Raw genomic sequence first — 19,351 nt, forward strand, 5'->3', positions numbered from 1 at the left:
CCGGATGCCGCGCGAGATGCCAGCCACAGTTGCAATTGCGCATTCAAACGGCTTCAGCAAGGTCTCCCGGCTGGGGCGTATGCTGACAAACGCTGTTCCCGCCATGTCACTGCAGATTCTCAGATTTGCAATCGGCGCGCTCCAGTACGCCAAATTCATTCAGCAGCACGCCATCTCCCGGCTGGAATAAAGGTGGACGCTGCTCGGTTACGGTGTAGTGGCTGCCATCAGGCAGAGTGAGATGAATTCTGAAATAAACGGTTTCTTCGATATTTTTTTCCGCCGGATAGTAGCCACTGGAACCTACCACCGTTACATTGGCAAAGAATGATTGATCACCAAACCGCCCAAAAGGAATCGCCACCATCCCCGAAAGCGGAGGATTCGTGGCTCGATCAATATCGCCATAATCCGGATGCAGAAAATGTTCTATATGGCTGACCACACCACAATAACCCACCGGTGGTGGGTAGGAATAGGCAAAAATTGGGAGCACCGCACCACTACTGATACGACGGGAAGAATATCTTGTTGCCGGCTCGCTCATGTGGCCAACTTCCTGGGTAGAGAGCGTGACCGCGCCACGAGATACTTGACCAGGAGGCGCTGTATTACCTGTGGATGAAGTGGCAACCGAGCGTGTCCCCGGTTGCGCACTATGCACCGCTGGCGTGTAGCCTGCTGATATGCTCGCGATCAGAAGCCAACAACACCCCATGAAAGCGTTATGGTAATCATTATTCAAGTCATCGAGCATGTGTTTCTGGCAGTTGAACCTGGATTTCCCGGTCGGACGGGCACAGGATGGAATAACAAATACATGCTATAGCAACGGCCATTCTACCGCTCACTTGAGACCCCATCCGGAATAACCGGGCACCTTGTCGCATGGTATAACCCCTTGTTCAGTCACCCCCAGTTAATCTTCCTTGCGCAATTGCGGAAACAGAATCACGTCCCGAATGCTGGGCGCATCGGTAAACAGCATGACCAGGCGATCGATACCGATACCCTCCCCGGCAGTCGGCGGCAGGCCGTATTCGAGCGCATGAATATAGTCGGCATCATAATGCATCGCTTCCATGTCGCCAGCATCCTTGGCCTGGACTTGTTCCAGGAATCGCTGCGCCTGATCCTCGGGATCATTCAACTCCGAAAATCCGTTGGCGATTTCCCGCCCGGCAATATAAAGCTCGAAACGGTCGGTAACATCCGGGTTGCCATCATTGCGCCGCGCCAGCGGAGAGACTTCCGCCGGATAATCAACAATGAACGTCGGCGCAAACAACAGATGTTCGGTTGTTTCATCGAACAGCGAGAGTTGCAAGCCACCGATACCATCGTTCGGATTGTACTTCACGCCCAATTCCTGCAATGTGGTAATCAGAAAGTCACGATCGCAAAGTTGTGCCGCGGAATACTCGGGATGGTGCGCCAGTATCGCCTGGGTAATAGTCAAACGGGAAAAAGGTTCCGCCAGATCCATTTCACGTTGCTGGTAGACAATTCGTGTCGTGCCCAGCACATTTACCGCCACCTCCCGCAGCATAGATTCAGTCAAATCCATCAGGTAATTATGATCCTGATATGCCTCATAAAACTCCAGCATGGTGAATTCAGGATTATGGCGCGTCGAAATGCCTTCATTCCGGAAGTTGCGATTGATTTCAAACACCTTTTCCATACCCCCCACGACCAAACGCTTCAAATAAAGCTCGGGCGCGATGCGCAAATAGAGATTCATGTCGAGCGCGTTATGGTGCGTAATAAAGGGTCGCGCCGTTGCGCCGCCCGGAATCGAGTGCATCATGGGTGTTTCAACTTCCAGATAATTCCGTCCGACGAAAAACTCGCGTATGGCCTGAATGATTCTTGATCGCGTGATAAACACATGCCGTGCCTCCTCACTGGTAATCAGATCGAGATAGCGCTGCCGATATTTTTGCTCCTGATCGGTCAAACCATGAAATTTCTCCGGAAGCGGGCGCAGTGATTTGGTCAACAAACGCAGCTGCGTCACGCGCAAAGAGAGTTCGTTGGTTTTGGTTTTGAACAAAACGCCTTGTGCGCCAAGTATGTCGCCCAAATCATAGTGCCTGAACGCATCATGAGCCGCCTCGCCGGTATGGTCGTTAGAGATATAAAGCTGTATCCGGCCACTCATATCCTGGATCGCCGCAAAACTGGCCTTACCCATGATGCGTTTGAACAACATGCGCCCTGCGACTTTCACGACAATCTGCTCACTTTCCAGCGCTTCCTTGGAATAGCCATCATACTTTTCATGCAAGCCATGGGCCAGGCTGTCGCGACGATAGTCATTCGGGAAAGCATTGCCCTGCTCGCGCAATGCAGCCAGTTTCGAGCGGCGCTCAACAATCAGGTGGTTTTCATCCTGGGAACTACTGGATTGGTTTTCTTGGGTCATAGCCATCTTAATTTGGTTGTATTGTAATTAATGTATGCATTGTTCCTTTTGCTGCGAGACGCCTCCATGGCAGCACCAAGGCGGTGCTGCCAACAAGCCGATTGCACGAAGCTGCCTGGCAGGACATGCCGTCTGCTCAATCAAGGTGTATTATAGTGACTTTGTTCAACCCATTCTAACAGGGTAATGAAAAACAGCCGTGATGGACGGTCGCCAGCATGCAGGCGCCAGCTCACCCGGCTCATCGATAGAGAGAGGACTGCCGCACGTTGCCTGGTTAAAGCTCTACCTGTCTCACAAGGCTTTCCCACTCCCTGCTAAGGTCAACTGAGAAAAATATATCCGTGAACACCATTTCAACAGCTACGCATTTCATCAAAAACATTATTGAAGAAGACAATCGCACCGGCAAATGGAGTGGGCGCGTAGAAACCCGCTTCCCTCCCGAGCCAAATGGCTATTTGCATATCGGTCATGCAAAAAGCATATGCCTGAATTTTGGACTTGCACATGAGTATGGCGGCACTTGTCATCTGCGCTTCGATGACACCAATCCTGAGAAAGAAGCACAGGAATATGTCGATGCCATCATTGAGTCGGTCCGTTGGCTGGGTTTCGACTGGGGACAGCACTTGCACTATGCCTCGGATTATTTTGACAAACTGTATGAATATGCGGAATACCTGATTACGCAGGGGAAAGCCTATGTAGACAGCCTGCCCGCAGAGGAAATACGCGCGCTGCGCGGCACTTTGACCGAGGCAGGCACAAACAGTCCTTATCGGGATCGCCCGGTTGCAGAAAGCCTGGATTTGTTCCGGCGCATGCGCGCGGGCGAATTCGCAGATGGCGCGCATGTGCTGCGAGCAAAAATCGATATGGCTTCTCCCAACATCAATCTTCGTGACCCTGTCATCTATCGCATTCGTCATGTTCACCACCAGCGTACCGGCGATAAATGGTGCATCTATCCGATGTATGACTTCACCCATTGCGTCTCCGATGCGCTCGAACAAATAACCCATTCCTTGTGCACGCTGGAATTTGAGGATCACCGGCCGCTATACGACTGGGTACTGGATCAACTGGCTGATAAAGTCCCCTGTCATCCGCAGCAAATCGAGTTCGCACGGCTCAATCTAACCTATAGCGTCATGAGCAAACGCAAGCTGATCGATCTGGTCGCAAATGGGCTGGTAGATGGCTGGGATGATCCACGCATGAATTCACTGGCAGGCCTGCGCCGGCGGGGATATACGCCGGAATCGATTCGCTTGTTTGCTGAACGCATCGGCATCAGCAAGGCCGATTCTTGGATAGACATGACCATCCTGGAAGACTGTTTGCGCGAAGACCTCAATCAACGTGCCCTGCGCCGCATCGCGGTCCTCGATCCGGTATTGCTTGTCATCGACAATTACCCAGATGATCAGGAGGAAATTTGCCATGCACCCAATCATCCGCAGCAACCCGAACTTGGCAAGCGCGAACTGAAGTTAACCAAGTCACTTTATATTGATCGGGCCGACTTCATGGAAACACCGAGTAAAGGATTTTTCCGTCTGGCACCAGACGCGGAAGTCAGACTGCGCTATGCATATCTCGTGAAATGCACGCATGTTGTCAAAAACAGCCAGGGGGAAATAACGACAATCCACTGCAGTTATGATCCCGCTACCAAAAGCGGTACCGCAGGCGCCGACAGCCGTAAAGTCAAAGGGAACATTCATTGGCTGTCTGCCAGGCATGCACAACCGGTAGAGATCAGGCTATATGATCGTTTATTCAATGATTCCCACCCGGATGCCGAAAACAAGGACTACAAGGCAGCATTAAATCCCGATTCCAAACAGGTCATTACGGGTTACGTCGAGCCTGCATTGCTCGATTCGCTGCCCGAACAACGTTTTCAATTCGAGCGCCACGGTTATTTTGTAGCAGACCGTATCGACACCCGCGCGGGAAAACCGGTATTCAACCGTGCCGTATCTCTGCGCAATACCTGGGCAAAAAGCGTTTAAACCGGGAGTAAGACAGGAATAGGCATCCATTTGTTGTTTTTGCACCCTGCCTAATCGTAGTAAGCTCCTTCATAAACGTGCATAACACTTCAAGCGAATGCATTACTTGATTATACTTTATGCTCTTCTCCAACAACATGAATCGAAAATATGTCATTCAAACACATTGTCATTCTGTTGATCAGTACAGGCATGGTGATGGGATGTGGGTCCATCGCCAAGAATACAGAAAGCAGACTGGCCACCCCTTCCCAGCATCGATCCTACAGGCACGCAATACCGCAGGACATCATCAAAGAAGATACGGACACCATCAAAGACCGGTTGTATAGCCGCTACCAGGAATGGCGCGGTGTCCGTTACCGGCTGGGTGGCGCCAGCCGGTCCGGCATAGACTGCTCAGCATTCGTTAAAATCATCTATGAAACGGAGTTTGGCCTCACGCTGCCGCGCACAGCCCTGTCTCAGGCAGAATTGGGTGATGAAATCAATCAAGAAGAGCTCGAAGCGGGCGACCTGGTATTCTTTAAAACAGGAAGACACTCCTGGCATGTCGGCATTTACCTGGAAAAACGAAAATTTTTACATGTTTCCTCCAAAAAAGGCGTGACCTTGTCGCGACTTGATAATATCTACTGGAGATCCAAATACTGGAAGTCAGTCAGAATATAATGCTGGGGAATACCGGACTCGAGTGATCATTCGCCCCCCGTACTCCTGCCACCTCACCAATCCCTCAACACCTTTCGTGATCATCCCAACAAGCAAGGCCGGCGGCAATATGGCCCGCCACCGATCATGACGCACCATACAGGCGCCTCTCCAGATCGGTATGATCCAGAATCGACGCACTGATTTCTTCTATTGAAATGCCGCTGGTATCGATAAAGGGAATATTAAATTGCTGGTACAGCTGATTTTGCCACTCAAGTTCTCGCTGGCATTCGGGCAATGAAGCATAACGACTGCCAGGATAACGTTCTTCACGGATGGCATGCAGCCGCTCGGCACTGAGCGTCAAACCAAACAGCTTGTTGCGCAGCGACTGCAGCGGCGGCGGCAAGCGGGCGGCACACATATCTTCTGGTGTAAATGGGTAATTGGCGGCCATCACTCCGTATTGCAGCGCGAGATAGACGCAGACCGGCGTTTTACCACTGCGCGACACGCCTACCAGGATCACATCTGCGTCCGCCAGTGCCTTGGCGTTCACGCCGTCATCACTATTCAAAGCATACTGAATGGCAGCAATGCGCCGGAAATAAGAGACCTCCTGTCTCAATCCATGAGACCGGCCAGGCACGCGGGCGGAGGGTTGCTGCAAAATGGCTTCCAGGGCACCCAGATAGGTTTCGAAGAAATCAAAAAAATGGCAGTCCGCCTGACGCACGACAGAGAGTATCGCCGGATCCAGCAAAGTGCTGAATACCAGCGGCCGCTGCCCTTCCTGCACGGCCGCGGTGTTGATACTTTCGACAACGGTTTGCGCCTTGTTGGTACTGTTCAGAAAGGAAATATGGTGCTTTTTCCATTCGATCCCGTCAAATTGAGTCAGCAGACTGTGCCCCAGCGTTTCCGCCGTAATGCCCGTCCGGTCCGATAAAAAGAATACGCTGCGTTGCGACATGATGGCTATTTCCCCGCATCAGCCAAGTGTAACCAAGTATCAATCACTGTGTCCTGATTCAAGGAAATGCTACTGATACCCTGCTCGACCAGCCACCCGGCGAATTCGGGATAATCGGATGGCGCCTGACCACAAATGCCGACATATTTGTTCTGCTTGCGACAGCTCCCTATCGCCATACTCAGCAATTTCTTGACCGCTGGATTGCGTTCGTCAAACAAATGCGCAACCAGTTCCGAGTCGCGATCCAGCCCTAGAACCAGCTGGGTCATGTCATTGGAACCGATCGAGAAACCATCGAAATATTCAAGAAATTCCTCTGCCAGCACAGCATTGGATGGAATCTCGCACATCATGATCAGGCGCAAATCATTGTGCCCGCGTTCCAGCCCGTTCTCGGCCAGCAATGCCGTGACTTGGCGCGCTTCCTCTAGCGTGCGACAGAAGGGTATCATGACTTCCACATTGGTGAATCCCATCTCCTCGCGTACTTTGCGCAAGGCCTGGCACTCCAGCTCGAAACACTGACGGAAAGAATCGGCCAGATAACGTGCAGCGCCGCGCAGCCCGATCATCGGATTTTCTTCGTGCGGTTCATACCGGTCCCCGGCGATCAGATTAGCATACTCGTTGGATTTGAAATCTGACAAGCGCACAATTACCGCATGCGGGGCAAAAGCGGCTGCAAGCGTTGCAATACCTTCCGTCAATTTCTCGACATAAAAGCTCACGGGATCGGCATAACCGGCTATCCGCTTATGAATGGCTGCCTGCAGATCTTCCGGCAGTGTTTCAAATTCGAGCAGGGCCTTCGGGTGAATACCAATGATATTGTTGATAATAAATTCCAGGCGGGCCAGCCCTACCCCCTGATTGGGCAGGCGGGAAAACTTGAATGCCTGGGCAGGGTTACCAATATTTAACATAATCTTGACCGGCAGATCCGGCATCTGATCGACTTCTGTCGTGCTCCGCTGGAATTCGAGCAAACCCTCGTAAACAAAGCCGGCATCCCCCTCCGCACACGACACGGTGACCGCTCTGCCATTTTCAATCTTCTCGGTCGCATGCTCGCTTCCCACCACCGCAGGTATGCCCAGTTCGCGCGCGATGATGGCCGCATGACAGGTGCGTCCGCCACGATTGGTCACGATCGCTGCGGCGCGCTTCATGATGGGCTCCCAGTCTGGGTCGGTCATGTCCGTCACCAGCACGTCGCCCGGCTGTATTTCTGCCATTTGCTCGATGCCTTTGATGACTCGTGCCGTTCCCTGCCCGATTTTCTGGCCAACTGCACGCCCTTGCACCAGCACCTCCCCCCGCTCACACAACCGAAACTGCTCCACAATACGATCGGCCCGGCTTTCCACGGTTTCCGGACGAGCCTGCACAATGTACATCTGCCCATCGACGCCGTCGAGCGCCCATTCGATATCCATGGGCCGATTATAATGCTGCTCGATAATCAATGCCTGCCGGGCCAGCTGCTCGACTTGTGCGTCAGTCAAAGAGAACCGCTGACTGCGATCGGATGCGACCGGCTGCACGATGGTCGCCTGCCCCGCCTGGACATCGCTGTAGAGCATCTCGGTCGCTTTGGACCCCAGTCTGCGCGACAGGATCGCGGGCAATCCTTTTTCCAGATTCGGCTTGTAAACAATAAACTCGTCCGGGTTGACGGTTCCCTGCACAATGGTCTCACCGAGACCATACGCAGCAGTAATAAACACCACCTCCCGGAAACCGGATTCCGTATCAAGAGTAAACATCACGCCACTGACACCCACGTCGCTGCGCACCATCTTCTGCACGCCCGCGGACAAAAATACCTGATCGTGGCGAAAACCGTGATGCGTGCGATAAGCAATCGCGCGATCGTTATACAAGGAAGCAAACACCGTTTTGATTGCCAACAGCAGATTGTCCAGCCCCCGTATATTCAGCAAGGTTTCCTGCTGGCCGGCGAAGGAAGCGTCCGCCAGATCTTCTGCCGTGGCCGAGGAACGAATCGCAAATGAGGCATCCTCACCACTGTCAGCAGCCAGTTTCTGATAGGCCTCCGCCAAGGCGTGCTTCAAACCTTCCGGCAGTTCCGCAGCCAGCAACCAGCCACGTATTTTTTTGCCGGCAGCGGCCAGTGCTTGCACATCCGCTACATCAAGCGGCGTCAGCAATTGATCGATGCGGTCAGACAGGCCATCAGTTTCGAGAAATTCTTGGTAAGCCCGGGTAGTCGTGGCAAACCCACCAGGCACTTTCACGCCAAGCTGCGAAAGATGACTGATCATCTCCCCTAACGAGGCATTCTTGCCACCCACCGTGGCGACATCATTCATGCCTATTTGATCAAACCATTCAATATAGCCTGTCATTGCATAGTGCTCCTATCAAAATGATAAAATTTTGGCGCCCCGGTCCAGCCCGACCGAAACCAGTATGTTTTAGAGATATGGAAATGCTGCTGGCCAACCAGGCCAGCGTTTTCCGAAGAGCGGCGCCACGGCCTGAGCACTGCGATCAACGCAGCCCAGCAGCAGACTGCGCATTGCACAGCCAAAATATTTGCCGTTACGCGTCACGCGCCTGCACCAGCATGGCCGCAGCAACCCGCCGGCCCTCCGTGGAAAGAATATTATAGGTCCGGCAAGCGGCCTGTGTATCCATCACTTCAAAACCAATCCCTTGCGAAATCAGTGCTTTCATCAGGGACATATTCGGAAACTGTAGCATCCGGCCTGTACCCAGCAGAATAATTTCAGGCTGGGCCATCAGCAGCGTATCAAAGTGTTGCATATCCAGCTGCTCGATGCTGCTGACATGCCAATTTTCAATGATTTGATCAGGCAGCACGATCAGATTGCATGCATAACGCACCTGATTGACCGCAACATAGCCTTCTCCATAACCCGAAAACGCATTCAAGCCGGCATAATCGGTAAGATGCAGTTTCATGGCAATTCCCTCAAAACGATAATAAAATGCTAAGCTCGGCGCGCACGACATTGCACGATTTAATTAGGGTTCGTTAATAAATAACTTGAGCATGCGCCAAAAGCGCCCCCAGCGTATGTCCAAGTTATTTATTAACGAACCCTTAGTAGTTTTCAACCCGGCAAAGTCTAGCGTAACATGGTATGCTTTTTTTTTGAAAGTGCTGAAACAGGGCGCGAAGCAAATAAACTGTGAACTGCATGATTGGCGACAAATCGGGCAGATAAGCGGAACGTTGAACCTGGCCCGATATCGAAACATTTACGAGCAAAGCGAACGCATATAATCAGCGCTGCCCAAAAGCCTATTTCGTACCGAACGTTTTGATCATGCAAAGACCCATCAAAAAATCCAGCAAACTCGCCCATGTCTGTTACGACATCCGGGGGCCTGTTCTCGATCGCGCCAGACAAATGGAGGAAGATGGCCAGCGCGTCATCAAGCTCAATATCGGCAATCCCGCCTCCTTTGGATTCGAGGCACCCGACGAGATTCTGCAAGATGTCATCCGGAACCTGTCGGCTGCCTCCGGCTACTGTGATTCCAAAGGCCTGTTTGCCGCACGCAAGGCCATCATGCACTATACCCAGCAGAAGCATATTGCCAATGTACAGATGGACGACATTTATATTGGCAATGGTGTATCGGAACTGATCATGCTGGCCACCCAGGCGCTGCTGGAAAACAATGACGAGGTACTGGTGCCGGCGCCCGATTATCCGCTATGGACTGCGGCAGTTTCACTGGCGGGTGGCGTCGCACGCCACTATGTCTGCGACGAACAGTCTGGCTGGCTACCAGACCCGGAAGATATCCGCTCAAAAATTGGCAGCAATACCCGAGCAATCGTGGTCATCAACCCCAACAATCCGACTGGTGCGCTCTATCCCGATGCGTTGCTGCTGGACATTATCGAAATTGCCCGCCAACATGACTTAATCATCTTTGCCGACGAGATCTACGACAAAATTCTCTACGATCAGGCCACGCACACTTCGATCGCCTCGCTCGCTGATGATGTTTTATTCGTCACTTTCAACGGCCTGTCCAAGAACTACCGCGCCGCCGGCTTTCGTTCCGGCTGGGCGGTCGTCTCCGGAAATAAATCCCAAGCCCAGGACTATATTACCGGTCTCAACATGCTCGCTTCGATGCGGTTATGCGCTAACGTCCCGGCGCAATTCGGCATTCAGACTGCACTGGGCGGCTATCAGAGCATACACGATCTGACCATGCCCACCGGCCGGCTCAAACGTCAGCGCGATCTGGCTTGGCAATTGCTGACCGACATTCCGGGTGTCACCTGCTTCAAGCCTCAAACTGCGCTATACCTATTTCCTCGTCTCAATCCGGCAGTCTACCCAATCGAGGACGACGAGCAATTTGTGCTCGACCTGCTGCTGGAAGAAAAAGTGCTGGTCGTGCAAGGCACCGGTTTCAACTGGTCCCAGCCCGATCATTTCCGGGTCGTTTTCCTGCCCAATAGCGACGACCTGACTGAAGCCATCGGCCGGATCGCGCGCTTCCTCGATCGCTATCGCGCACGGCGGGGAACCTGATCATATTGGCCATCAAGACCAAGCAACTGACTTGCACCCTCCCATTGCGTATATAATCCGCAACTAATTTCATTTATGTTTTCAAGAAATCCACTATGAAGCCAATTTACGTAGGTTTACTCGGCATTGGTACTGTTGGGGGCGGAACATACACCGTTCTGAAACGTAACCAGCAAGAAATCGTCCGCAGAACCGGGCGCAATATCGAGATCCGGATGATCGCCGACCTTGATCAGGAAAAAGCACGCCACCTAGTGGCAGGCGATCCTGTCACGATCACGTCGGATGCGCACGAAGTGGTCAGGCATCCCGATATCGATATCGTCATCGAATTGATCGGCGGACAAACAATCGCCAAAGCGGCCATACTTGAAGCCATCCAACATGGCAAACATGTCATCACAGCTAACAAAGCGCTGCTGGCTGCGCATGGCAACGAAATTTTCGCAGCGGCACAGCAGCACAATGTCATTGTCGCATATGAAGCGGCAGTGGCTGGCGGCATCCCCATCATCAAGGCATTACGCGAAGGATTGACAGCCAACCGTATCGAATGGATTGCAGGCATCATCAACGGCACCAGCAATTTCATCTTGTCCGAGATGCGCGCCAAAGGACTGGATTTCCACACCGTGCTGGCTCACGCGCAGCAACTGGGGTATGCGGAAGCGGATCCGACCTATGATATCGAAGGCATCGATGCAGCACATAAAATCACCCTCATGGCGGCGCTGGCTTTCGGTGTGCCGATCCGCTTCGACCAAACCTATATCGAAGGCATCACACAACTTGCCAATGATGACATACGCTATGCAGAGGAGCTCGGTTATCGTATCAAGCTACTCGGCATCACCAAACGCGTCTCCAATGGCATTGAATTGCGCGTACACCCGGCGTTGATTCCGGTCAAACGTCTGATTGCCAACGTGGAAGGCGTGATGAACGCTGTCATTGTCAAAGGCGATGCGGTCGGCCCAACGCTTTATTATGGCGCGGGCGCCGGAGCTGAACCGACTGCCAGCGCAGTCATTGCCGATCTGATCGATGTCACCCGCTTGTTCACCGCCAGCTCGGAACACCGCGTCCCGGCACTCGCGTTCCTCCCCGCACAGCTGTCCGACACGCCCATTGTGCCCATGGAGGCGGTAGAAACAGCCTATTATCTAAGACTGCAGGTCATGGATAAGCCCGGCGTCCTGGCCGACGTTACGCGCATCCTGGCGGACTGCGGGATTTCGATCAACGCCATGGTGCAGAAGGAACATGCCGATGAAGAAAACAAGGTCAACATCATCATGCTCACACACAAAACTGTGGAAGGAAATATCAATATGGCCACAGAAAAAATACAGAATCTGCCAGTCATGGCTGACAAAATCATCCGGATCCGGCTCGAAGAGCTCAACAGCTAGCACTCAAATAAGTTGTTCTGAATTTCTATTGAATTCGAACTCCTCCCGAACATATCCGGGCTACGCTTTCGGCAAGCCATCCCCTATCGTTGACATCCCATTTTATAGGTGAGTATGCGTTATCTTTCGACTCGAGGCGGCATGCCGCCCAGAACCTTTAGTGAAATTCTGCTGACCGGGCTGGCTCCGGACGGCGGGCTGACCATTCCCGAAACCTATCCGCAAATAAACGCGTCCGAACTGGAATCCTGGCGGCCGCTCGATTATCCGGCGCTTGCCTGCAAAATCCTGTCCCTGTTCATGGACGACATTCCAGCCGCGGACTTGCATGCGCTAATCACGCGCACCTATACGCCGGAAGCATTCGGCAGCCAAGATATCACCCCGGTGCAAACCCTTGAACCCGGCCTGCATTTGTTGCGGCTGTCCAATGGCCCGACGCTGGCGTTCAAGGATATCGCGATGCAGTTACTCGGAAATCTTTTCGAATATATTCTGGCAAAAAACCATGACGAACTGAACATTTTGGGCGCAACCTCGGGCGATACCGGCTCCAGCGCGGAATACGCCATGCGCGGCAAACGCGGCATCCGTGTATTCATGCTTTCGCCCTACGGCAAAATGAGCGGTTTCCAGACGTCGCAAATGTTCTCGCTACAGGACAAAAATATTTTCAATATCGCGATAGAGGGCGTGTTTGACGATTGCCAGGATATCGTCAAGGCAGTCAGCAATGATCGCGCCTTCAAGCAGCAATATCATATCGGCACCGTCAATTCGATCAACTGGGCACGAATTGCCGCCCAAATTGTGTATTACTTCAAGGCTTATTTTGCGGTCACTCGCTCTAATCAGGAGCGGGTCTCCTTCTCAGTGCCGTCCGGAAATTTTGGCAATATTTTCGCAGGCCATGTCGCGCGCATGATGGGCCTCCCCATCAAGCACCTTATCCTGGCAACCAATGAAAACGATGTGCTGGATGAATTTTTCCGCACCGGTCTGTACCGGCCGCGCACAACTGTTGAAACCAGGCATACCAGCAGCCCATCGATGGATATTTCAAAGGCCTCCAACTTTGAACGCTTCATCTTTGATTTGACCGGTCGTGATGCCATGCGCCTCAAGGAACTTTGGAAATCGGTCGATCAGGGCGGCTCGTTCGATCTGTTCGGCACAGCTTTGTGGACCAAAACAAAGGATTTCGGCTTTGTTTCTGGAGCCAGCCATCATGCCGCACGCATCGCCACCATACGTGAGTGTTACCAGAAATATGACGTTCTGGTCGATACCCATACCGCTGACGGGTTGAAAGTAGGCATGGCATTCCGCGAACAGGATGTGCCATTGATTTGTCTGGAAACGGCCCTGCCGGTTAAATTTGCTGAAAGTATCCGGGAAGCAGTTGGATTCGAACCCCCATGCCCGAGTGGATTCGACAATCTCGAGAGCCTTCCACAACGTTTCGAGCGCATGCCACCCGATGCCAATCAGGTCAAACAGTTCATCGTCAAACAAGTTGAGTCGGCCGATCCAACGGATACACCGTGAAATCGACTATCAGCCGATGATGGGTGATAATCCTACAAGGCAGTAGTCGAACAAACGCAATTCCCTGTAAAATCACAAGACAAAGGGATAAATTACCTATATCGAATGCGTCCGCCGCCCCGGGGAAGATCAAACGAATCGGCATGGATCATGGTTAACGTGACCAAGCCATCTAGCGAACAAGGCATCATACAATGCCCGAACGTCATGCGCCCCATGATGACAAGCCCGTTCAATTTCCCTGGCACAGACCGTAATCGCCCTGGCCTTCGCATCATCAGCAAAAGTTTGCGCTTTGCTCATCAATAGATCATATGTGAACGAAACAAAGGAGTGTGCCATGCAATTCTCGATCAGCCGTTTTGATCCGGACAAGGATAAAAAACCTTACATGCAGGATTACGAAATCGAACTGGCCCCCACGGACAGAATGCTGCTGGATGCGCTGATCCGCATCAAGACCATTGACGACAGCCTGAGCCTGCGGCGTTCCTGCCGGGAAGGCGTTTGTGGTTCCGATGCGATGAATATCAATGGCCGCAATGGCCTCGCCTGCATCACACCCCTCGCTGGACTGCGCGAACCGGTCGAGATCCGGCCCTTGCCTGGACTACCGGTGATTCGAGATCTGATCGTCGACATGTCCCAGTTCTTCAAGCAATACGACTCGGTCAAGCCCTATTTGATCAACAACGACCCGCCTCCCGAGACTGAACGCTTACAGTCACAGGGGGAACGTGCATTGCTCGACGGTGCCTATGAGTGTATTCTGTGCGCATGCTGCACTACAGCCTGTCCTTCGTTCTGGTGGAATCCCGATAAATTCGTCGGCCCGGCCGGATTGCTACAGGCCTATCGTTTTCTGGCCGACAGCCGCGACCAGGCCACGGCCGAACGGCTGGACAACCTGGAAGATCCCTATCGTTTATTCCGCTGCCATGCCATCATGAACTGTGTCGATGCCTGTCCCAAGGGGCTGAACCCCACTCGCGCCATAGGCAAAATCAAAGCCATGATGTTGAATAAAACCATATGAACCACCAAGCCCGCATGCGTTGGCGCTGCCGTCGCGGCATGCTGGAACTGGATATCGTATTACAGCGTTTTATCGATAAGCATTACGCGCAACTGAATGAACACCAGCATGAACAGCTGGAAACATTACTGTCGCTTCCCGATCACGACCTGTGGGATATGATTATATGCAATAGCGATGTGCCCGATGAGGCGTTGAAACCTTTGTTGAAACTTTTGCAACAAAGCTAACCCCAAACTGACTAAGCCCAAGAAGCTGTCCAAAATATTTGCAGGCAGGGCGGTGAGCATGTATTTCATTGACCGCATGACCGAAAAATTTAACCCGAATAGCGTCCGGCCATACATCGCTTTGTCTCCGGCCAGCTTCCCAGCGTCAATTTTAGGATAAATGGAGAAAATTATGCCCCCACAAAACGTTGCCACCTTGTCACTGGGCGAGGGCAAAGAAACCATTGAACTACCCATTCTGTCTGGTAGTGAGGGCCCTGATGTCGTCGATATCCGCTCGCTATACGCCAAGGGTGATGTATTCACCTATGATCCTGGATTTGTCTCCACAGCCAGCAGCAAGTCAGCCATCACGTTCATCGATGGCGACCAAGGCGTGCTGCTTTACCGCGGCTATCCCATCGAGCAACTGGCGACTCGCTGCGACTTCATGGAAGTTTGCCATTTACTGCTGAACGGAGAATTGCCGACCCCGGACCAGAAACAGCAATTTGTGCAGACCATCAAGAATCACACCATGCTGCATGAGCAACTGGTCAAATTCTTCAGTGGTTTCCGGCGCGATGCACACCCGATGGCTGTCATGGTCGGCGTCGTCGGCGCGCTCTCCGCTTTCTACCATGAAGCCATGGACATCTCGGATGCGCTGCATCGCGAACAATCCGCATTCCGCCTGATCGCCAAGCTGCCGACCATCACGGCCATGGCCTACAAATACAATATTGGACAGCCTTTCATTTATCCGCGCAACGATCTGGACTACACGGAAAATTTCCTGCACATGATGTTCGCCACACCGGCCGAGAAATACGAGCCCAATGCCGTCATTGCGCGGGCGATGGATCGCATCCTGATCCTGCATGCGGATCATGAACAAAATGCCTCCACTTCGACCGTCCGCCTGGCCGGTTCAAGCGGCGCCAATCCGTTTGCCTGCATCTCGGCAGGCATTGCCTGCCTATGGGGACCGGCGCATGGCGGCGCAAACGAGGCCTGTCTCAACATGCTGGAGGAAATCGGTGATATCTCGCGTATCAACGAATACATCAAGCGCGCCAAGGACAAGAATGATCCTTTCCGGCTGATGGGCTTTGGACACCGGGTTTACAAAAACTTTGATCCTCGCGCCAATCTGATGCGAGAAACCTGCCATGAAGTCCTGAATGAACTGGGATTGCACAATGACCGGTTATTCAAACTCGCGCTGGAACTGGAAAGAATCGCACTGGAGGATGACTATTTCATTTCCAAGAAACTCTATCCCAACGTTGACTTCTATTCCGGAATCGTGCAGCGCGCGCTTGGCATTCCAACATCCATGTTCACATCCATATTTGCCATGGCGCGTACCGTTGGTTGGGTTGCCCAATGGAATGAAATGATTTCGGACCCGGAACAAAAAATCGGCCGGCCTCGCCAACTATACGTTGGCACACCCCGCAGAGATGTGCCATGATAATCACTGTTTTCTTGAATTGCTAAGCGCCTGCCAACACCTATACTGTGCAGGCTGATGGCAAGAGAGGCGGCACTCGCTCCCCGCCTCCCTTCCAGGCAATTCCTATCTTCGCGCATCAAGCGCCCTATGCTTGAGACATACGTCGAGAAGTTCTTCACAGGCCCTGGATATAATTGCGATGAAACAATTTCTAAAAAACTCGATGCTGTTTGGAGCTAACGCGGCTTTTATCGAAGCGCTGTATGAGCAATATTTGGACAATCCGGCCAGCGTCCCCACCGAATGGCATCAGTATTTTGATTCACTGCAACAAACAGAAACAATCTCCGTGCGTGATGTCCCGCACTCTCCCATTGTCCAGTCGCTGACACGCCCGGCAGCCACCCAGCCAGTGGCCACTATGCCGGCAGAACGCCAGACTGCCGCACAGTTGGCAGGCGCCGAAATCAAAGAACGCAAGCAAGTCGCCGTATTGCAGCTGATCAACACTTACCGCTTCCTGGGCGCGCGCAGAGCGGCGCTCGATCCGCTCAATTTACAACAGAAGCAGGATGTGCCCGAACTCGATCCAGGTTTTCATGGCCTGAGTGATGCCGATCTCGACCAGATCTTCAACAGCGGCTCGCTGGTCGGCCCGGAACGGGCCACCTTGCGCGAAATACTGCAGCGTCTGCAGCAAACCTATTGCGGCAGCATCGGCGCGGAATACATGTACATCGCCGATCTCAAACAGAAGCGCTGGATACAGAACAGGCTCGAATCGGTTGCCTCCCAGCCCAATTTCTCCCCGGAATATAAACGCCACATCCTGGAAAGATTGACTGCCGCGGAAGGACTGGAGAAGTATCTGCATAACCGCTATGTCGGCCAGAAACGTTTCTCCGGAGAGGGCAATGAAAGCCTTATTCCGTTGCTGGACAGACTTCTGCAACACGCCGGCACAATCGGCGTGCAGGAAATCGCCATGGGGATGGCGCACCGTGGGCGCCTGAATGTACTGGTCAATACGCTGGGAAAAATGCCTTCCGAGCTGTTCCAGGAATTCGAAGGCAAGCATCCACAAGCATTGACCTCCGGCGACGTCAAATATCACCAGGGTTTTTCATCCGCCGTCATGACACCTGGCGGTATCCTGTACATAGCACTCGCGTTCAACCCTTCCCATCTTGAAATCGTCAACCCGGTAGTGGAAGGATCTGTACGCGCCCGGCAGCATCGCCTCGGTGACAAAGTTGGCGATCTGGTCATTCCTGTTCTGCTGCATGGCGATGCCGCATTCTCCGGCCAGGGCGTGGTGATGGAAACCCTGAATCTGTCGCAAACCCGCGGCTTTGGCACGGGCGGCACCATTCACGTCATCATCAACAATCAGATTGGCTTTACCACATCCGATCCACGCGACAGCCGCTCCACACTGTATTGCACGGATGTCGTCAAAATGATTGACGCACCGGTTCTCCATGTCAATGGAGACGATCCGGAAGCCGTTGTGCTGGCGACCGAAATCGCCCTGGATTACCGCATGCAGTTTCACAAGGATATTGTGATCGACCTGATCTGCTTCCGCCGCCAGGGGCATAACGAGCAGGATGAGCCGATGGTCACCCAGCCGTCCATGTATCGTGTCATCCGCAAACACCCTGGCACACGCAAGCTTTATGCCGATCGGCTCATCCAGGAAAGTGTAATCGATGAGGCCGGCGTGGCGGCTATGGTGCAATCCTATCAGGATGCAATGGATACGGGCTGCAACCCCAATCCCAGCATTTGCTATGACTACAAGCCCCCTCATGCCGTCAACTGGGCACCTTTTCTGAAACCGGTCAAATGGAACAAACCAGTCAAAACCGGGGTCGCGCTCAAGGATCTGAAATATCTGGCTGAACGTCTGACCGATATTCCCTCTACCTTCAAACTACATTCCAGAGTCGAGAAGATCATTCAGGATCGCCGTAAAATGGGCGATGGCAGCCTGCCAATTGACTGGGGGATGGCTGAGAATCTGGCTTATGCCGCTTTACTCAAGGATGGCTACCCGATCCGGATTTCCGGGCAGGATTGTGGCCGCGGCACTTTCTTTCATCGCCATGCCGTGCTGCATGATCAGAAACGCGAACAGGACCAATGGGAAGATGGCACCTATGTCCCATTGCGCCATATCGCACCCAAGCAACCCAGTCTTGTCATCATTGATTCCATGCTGTCCGAAGAAGCGGTGCTGGGTTTCGAATACGGCTATGCCACCGCCCAACCCAATGATCTCGTGATCTGGGAAGCACAGTTTGGCGATTTCGCCAATGGGGCACAGGTTGTGATCGATCAATTCATCTCTTCTGGCGAAGCGAAATGGGGACGGCTGTGCGGGCTGGTCATGCTGCTGCCACATGGTTACGAGGGCCAGGGTCCGGAGCATTCATCAGCACGATTGGAACGGTTCCTGCAACTCTGCGCGGAATACAATATTCAGGTATGCATCCCCTCGACGCCAGCACAAGTCTTTCATTTATTACGCAGGCAAATGCTCCGGCCGCTCCGCAAACCGCTGATCATCATGTCGCCCAAAAGCATGCTGCGTCACAAGGAAGCGGTCTCTTCCCTGGAAGAGCTGGCCGATGGCCACTTCCAGGCAATCATTCCCGAAACGGAAGCGCTCGATCCCAGCAAAGTAAAGCGCATCATTGCCTGCAGCGGCAAAATCTATTACGAACTGATCGCCTACCGGCGCGAACATGATATGACCGATATGGCAATCATCCGCCTGGAACAGCTTTATCCATTCCCCCATGATGACTTTCAGGCTGAAATCGATCGCTACAGTCAGGCACAGGAAGTGGTCTGGTGCCAGGAAGAACCCGGCAACCAGGGGGCCTGGCACCGTATCCAGCACTATTTACAGCGCCACATGCGAGACGATCAAACGCTCGGCTATGCATTGCGGCCCTCATCGGCTTCACCCTCGGTCGGTTATCTCGCGCTGGATAGACTATTGCAGAAACAGGCGATCGAGGCGGCATTTCGCGACAAATTATAAAACTCACAA

The 19,351-nt window shown here is 52.9% G+C and carries 14 protein-coding genes; 9 read left to right on the forward strand and 5 right to left on the reverse strand.

Features of this window, described 5'->3' with window-relative positions; genetic code table 11:
- Window positions 1-106: 106 nt before the first annotated feature.
- Window positions 107-745 carry a hypothetical protein gene (locus BLV85_RS02950; protein WP_176973903.1) on the reverse strand — a complete coding sequence of 213 codons (639 nt, stop codon included), beginning with the start codon at window positions 743-745 and terminating at the stop codon, window positions 107-109.
- 174 nt (window positions 746-919) lie between these two features.
- Window positions 920-2,428: a lysine--tRNA ligase gene (gene lysS / locus BLV85_RS02955; protein WP_090411967.1), complete on the reverse strand. Its 1,509-nt coding sequence runs from the start codon at window positions 2,426-2,428 to the stop codon at window positions 920-922.
- A gap of 344 nt (window positions 2,429-2,772) precedes the next feature.
- Here lysS and BLV85_RS02960 point away from each other — a divergent pair, with 344 nt between their 5' ends.
- Both BLV85_RS02960 and BLV85_RS02965 read left to right on the forward strand, forming a co-directional pair.
- A complete protein-coding gene (locus BLV85_RS02960) occupies window positions 2,773-4,449 on the forward strand; it encodes a glutamine--tRNA ligase/YqeY domain fusion protein (protein WP_090411969.1) in 1,677 nt (558 codons plus the stop codon).
- 150 nt (window positions 4,450-4,599) lie between these two features.
- Window positions 4,600-5,121, forward strand: a complete 522-nt coding sequence (locus tag BLV85_RS02965; protein ID WP_090411971.1) for an NlpC/P60 family protein — start codon at window positions 4,600-4,602, stop codon at window positions 5,119-5,121.
- Between the two features lie 124 nt (window positions 5,122-5,245).
- Here BLV85_RS02965 and ppsR read toward each other — a convergent pair whose 3' ends face one another.
- The 3 genes from ppsR to BLV85_RS02980 form a co-directional block, all read right to left on the reverse strand.
- Window positions 5,246-6,076, reverse strand: a complete 831-nt coding sequence (ppsR, locus tag BLV85_RS02970; RefSeq protein WP_090411973.1) for a posphoenolpyruvate synthetase regulatory kinase/phosphorylase PpsR — start codon at window positions 6,074-6,076, stop codon at window positions 5,246-5,248.
- 5 nt (window positions 6,077-6,081) lie between these two features.
- Complete coding sequence (ppsA, locus tag BLV85_RS02975) at window positions 6,082-8,448, reverse strand: phosphoenolpyruvate synthase (protein WP_090411975.1); 2,367 nt, start codon at window positions 8,446-8,448, stop codon at window positions 6,082-6,084.
- Between the two features lie 196 nt (window positions 8,449-8,644).
- Window positions 8,645-9,028, reverse strand: coding sequence for an Mth938-like domain-containing protein (locus BLV85_RS02980; RefSeq protein WP_090411977.1), 384 nt, complete (start codon window positions 9,026-9,028; stop codon window positions 8,645-8,647).
- Window positions 9,029-9,396: 368 nt separating this feature from the next.
- Between BLV85_RS02980 and BLV85_RS02990 the strand changes: the two genes are divergently transcribed.
- The 7 genes from BLV85_RS02990 (at window position 9,397) to BLV85_RS03020 (ending at window position 19,342) form a co-directional block, all read left to right on the forward strand.
- Window positions 9,397-10,626 carry a pyridoxal phosphate-dependent aminotransferase gene (locus tag BLV85_RS02990; protein ID WP_090412024.1) on the forward strand — a complete coding sequence of 410 codons (1,230 nt, stop codon included), beginning with the start codon at window positions 9,397-9,399 and terminating at the stop codon, window positions 10,624-10,626.
- 95 nt (window positions 10,627-10,721) lie between these two features.
- Window positions 10,722-12,038 carry a homoserine dehydrogenase gene (locus BLV85_RS02995; RefSeq protein ID WP_090411981.1) on the forward strand — a complete coding sequence of 439 codons (1,317 nt, stop codon included), beginning with the start codon at window positions 10,722-10,724 and terminating at the stop codon, window positions 12,036-12,038.
- Window positions 12,039-12,152: 114 nt separating this feature from the next.
- Entirely contained in the window at window positions 12,153-13,586 is a 1,434-nt protein-coding gene (gene thrC, locus BLV85_RS03000; protein WP_090411983.1) for a threonine synthase, read from the forward strand.
- A gap of 340 nt (window positions 13,587-13,926) precedes the next feature.
- Window positions 13,927-14,622 carry a succinate dehydrogenase iron-sulfur subunit gene (locus BLV85_RS03005; RefSeq protein ID WP_090411985.1) on the forward strand — a complete coding sequence of 232 codons (696 nt, stop codon included), beginning with the start codon at window positions 13,927-13,929 and terminating at the stop codon, window positions 14,620-14,622.
- A complete protein-coding gene (locus tag BLV85_RS03010) occupies window positions 14,619-14,852 on the forward strand; it encodes an FAD assembly factor SdhE (RefSeq protein WP_090411988.1) in 234 nt (77 codons plus the stop codon). Before BLV85_RS03005 ends, BLV85_RS03010 begins: the two co-directional genes overlap by 4 nt.
- A 172-nt stretch (window positions 14,853-15,024) precedes the next feature.
- Window positions 15,025-16,308: a citrate synthase gene (gltA, locus tag BLV85_RS03015; RefSeq protein ID WP_090411990.1), complete on the forward strand. Its 1,284-nt coding sequence runs from the start codon at window positions 15,025-15,027 to the stop codon at window positions 16,306-16,308.
- A gap of 181 nt (window positions 16,309-16,489) precedes the next feature.
- Complete coding sequence (locus BLV85_RS03020) at window positions 16,490-19,342, forward strand: 2-oxoglutarate dehydrogenase E1 component (protein WP_090411992.1); 2,853 nt, start codon at window positions 16,490-16,492, stop codon at window positions 19,340-19,342.
- Window positions 19,343-19,351: the final 9 nt, after the last annotated feature.

Source organism: Nitrosomonas halophila (assembly GCF_900107165.1).
In the GTDB taxonomy this organism is placed as follows: domain Bacteria; phylum Pseudomonadota; class Gammaproteobacteria; order Burkholderiales; family Nitrosomonadaceae; genus Nitrosomonas; species Nitrosomonas halophila.